This window comes from Alcanivorax sp. HI0083 (assembly GCF_001635175.1).
Window position 1 is genome coordinate 1 of sequence record NZ_LWFX01000551.1, and the last position, 2,617, is coordinate 2,617.

General features: G+C 56.0%; 2 protein-coding genes. Both read left to right on the forward strand.

The genetic code is table 11. The features are described from left to right. Positions 1-2,184, forward strand: a 2,184-nt coding sequence (locus tag A3754_RS05625; RefSeq protein ID WP_063519048.1) for a TRAP transporter large permease subunit, incomplete at its 5' end; no start/stop codon positions are given. 220 nt (positions 2,185-2,404) lie between these two features. Next, positions 2,405-2,617: hypothetical protein (locus tag A3754_RS05630; RefSeq protein WP_197468485.1), on the forward strand; the 213-nt coding region annotated here is incomplete at its 3' end.

Sequence of the window (2,617 nt, forward strand, 5' to 3'; positions counted from 1 at the left end):
TGGGAAGGCTATTTCCTTTTGCGTGGCGCGGGGATGGTGGAACAACCCACTTGTAACCGTGATCCAGACCTGAATCAGGAGCTGGAAAAAGCCATCAAGCAGAAAAAACAGCAAATGGCTGACGACCCGCTAGCCGGTATCTTCGGCACGGACGTCGATGAAGATGCCCTGCGCAAGTCCCTGGAGTCTTCCAGAGCGAACTGCCGAGGCAAATGGGAACGCTACGAACTCATTCAGGAAAAAGCGACCCCAGGCGTGATTGCTTTCCGGACACTGGAAGGCGGCGTTGCCAAAGTGGTGACCACCCTCGGGAACTACAAACGCTTGCTGCTTTGCCTGCTGGTGATGATCTGTGCCGCGACCGCCACCTTGACCCGCCATCATATTTCCCTGCGCCCGGCACACACCCGCAAAGATCACTTTGTTTCCAGCGTCGGGCAACTTGCCGCCAACGTGATGCTGCTCATGTCTGCCTGGCTGTACCGCGGCGAAGAAATTAGCGCCATTGCCGACGGCGTTCAGGTAAACCATTTCTATCTGCACCAGTTCTGGATCGCCGGCTTCCTGCTGCTGTCACTCGCTGCTCTGTACCAGCTGATTCGTCCGCCCAAGGACCTTGAAGAAGGCGGCACCTGGGGCAAGGCAATGCTGACCATTCCGCTGTACAGCTTCATGTGTCTTACCGCCGGGGCGCAATTCATCAGCCAGGGTTACTATCACGGCATCAGCGTCTATCTCGGCATGATGATGGAGCTGTCCACTCTGTTCCTGAGCCTGGCACTGTATATCTGGATCGGTATGCTGCTGCGCCAAACCAAGATGGCCCATCTGGTCTTCGACGTGCTGCGCCCCTGGAAAATGTCACCGGAGCTCATGTGTTTCGTTGTCCTCGCAGTTGCCGCTGTACCTACCGCCTATACTGGGGCATCGGGCATCTTCGTCATCGCCGCCGGTGCTACAATCTATAACGAGCTGGTTCGTGCTGGCGCCCGCAAACAGCTGGCTCTGGCTGCCACCGCCATGTCCGGCTCCATGGGTGTGGTGCTACGTCCTTGCCTGCTGGTGGTTATCATCGCTGCGCTAAACAACAGTGTAACCACGGATGAACTGTTCACTTCCGGCCTGAAAATCTTTGGCCTGTCGTTACTCTTGTTCTTCATTTACAGCCAGTTCGCCCGTACTGCCCCCGCACGTATTGCACCGTTCTCTGAAGCGGTTCCCCAGAGCCTGAAACGCCTGATCCCTCTGCTGCCCTATGTGATCATCATGGGGACGGTTGTGGTGCTCTTCCGGGATCTGCTGGATACGGAGCTGAACGAGAACTACGCACCGATCATTCTGCCGGTGATGTTGCTGGCGATTCTTGCCTACGAAAAGCTGAGCCAGAAATCGCTGCATGTCTTCACCGTGATCCTGGTACCACTGCTGATCTATTCTTGCTACAACCTGTGGATCATTAATGATGCTCTGAACGCTGGCGCCATTCCCACCGGTACCTCTGCAGAGCAACTGGAAGGCCTGTTCTGGGGGCTGTTCTGGCGCAACGCCATCCTTGGTGCCTGCCTGGTAATCCACTATCTGGTGAAAACACCGGATATGGATCCGCATTATCAACCAGAGCCCGGTGTCGGCGACAAAATGGAAAGCTCATTGCGATTCGCCACCAACGAAACCACCGGCCACATTGGCGCCCTGCTGATGCTAATGGCGCTGTCGGTAAGCGTCGGCGGCATTATCGAGCGTTCAGGCGTCATGGAAATGCTGCCTGAGACCTTCCCGAGCATCTGGCTGGCCATGACCCTGCTGGTCGTTACCATGGTGATCATTGGCATGATCATGGACCCCTATGGGGCGGTGATTCTGGTCAACGCAACTATTGCGCAAATTGCCTTTGACAATGGTATTGCGCCACTGCATTTCTGGATGATTACCCTGGTGGCTTTCGAGCTCGGCTACCTATCGCCCCCAGTCGCATTGAACCATCTGCTGACAAGGCAAGTGGTCGGGGACGAGGAAGTGGAATCCGCCAAGGTACCGGGTGGCAGCTTCTATCGCCGCTACGAAAAGTTCCTGCTGCCGATCGCGGTGATGCTGACTGCGCTGCTGCTGGTTTCTTACGTACCGCTGATGTCGGACTCGCTCCACGAGTTCCTGTTCCAGAAGATCCAGGCCGGCGTTCACTAACGTCAACCGCAACACCAAAAAGGGCCCAGAGGGCCCTTTTTGCGTTTCTGGACACCCGCAGCACTCAAGCAGGCCTCTTCTCTCAGCACCTACCCAGACGCACTACACCTGCCTCGTTACGTCATTGGTCCCGCCTTTCCCTGCTGGTAGCAGTATGCTAATTTGCAAAATCTTTGCTCTCAGGAAAATAACAAGGACAAAAAATGGCCACCCCCTACGCATGGAACAGCGTACCGCCCGCGAGTGGTTTTCCTCCCTGCCTGCCCTGCTGCTGCTATTGCTGACCATTTTCCTGGCTTCCGGGCAGGTTATTCACTCCCAACTTCTCTCGATCGGTGAAAACACCTGGGACAACTACTTCCAGTTACGTAGCGCAGGAGCACTGAACGAACCCACCTGCAACGCGGATGCTGACTTGGACAGGGAGCTGGAA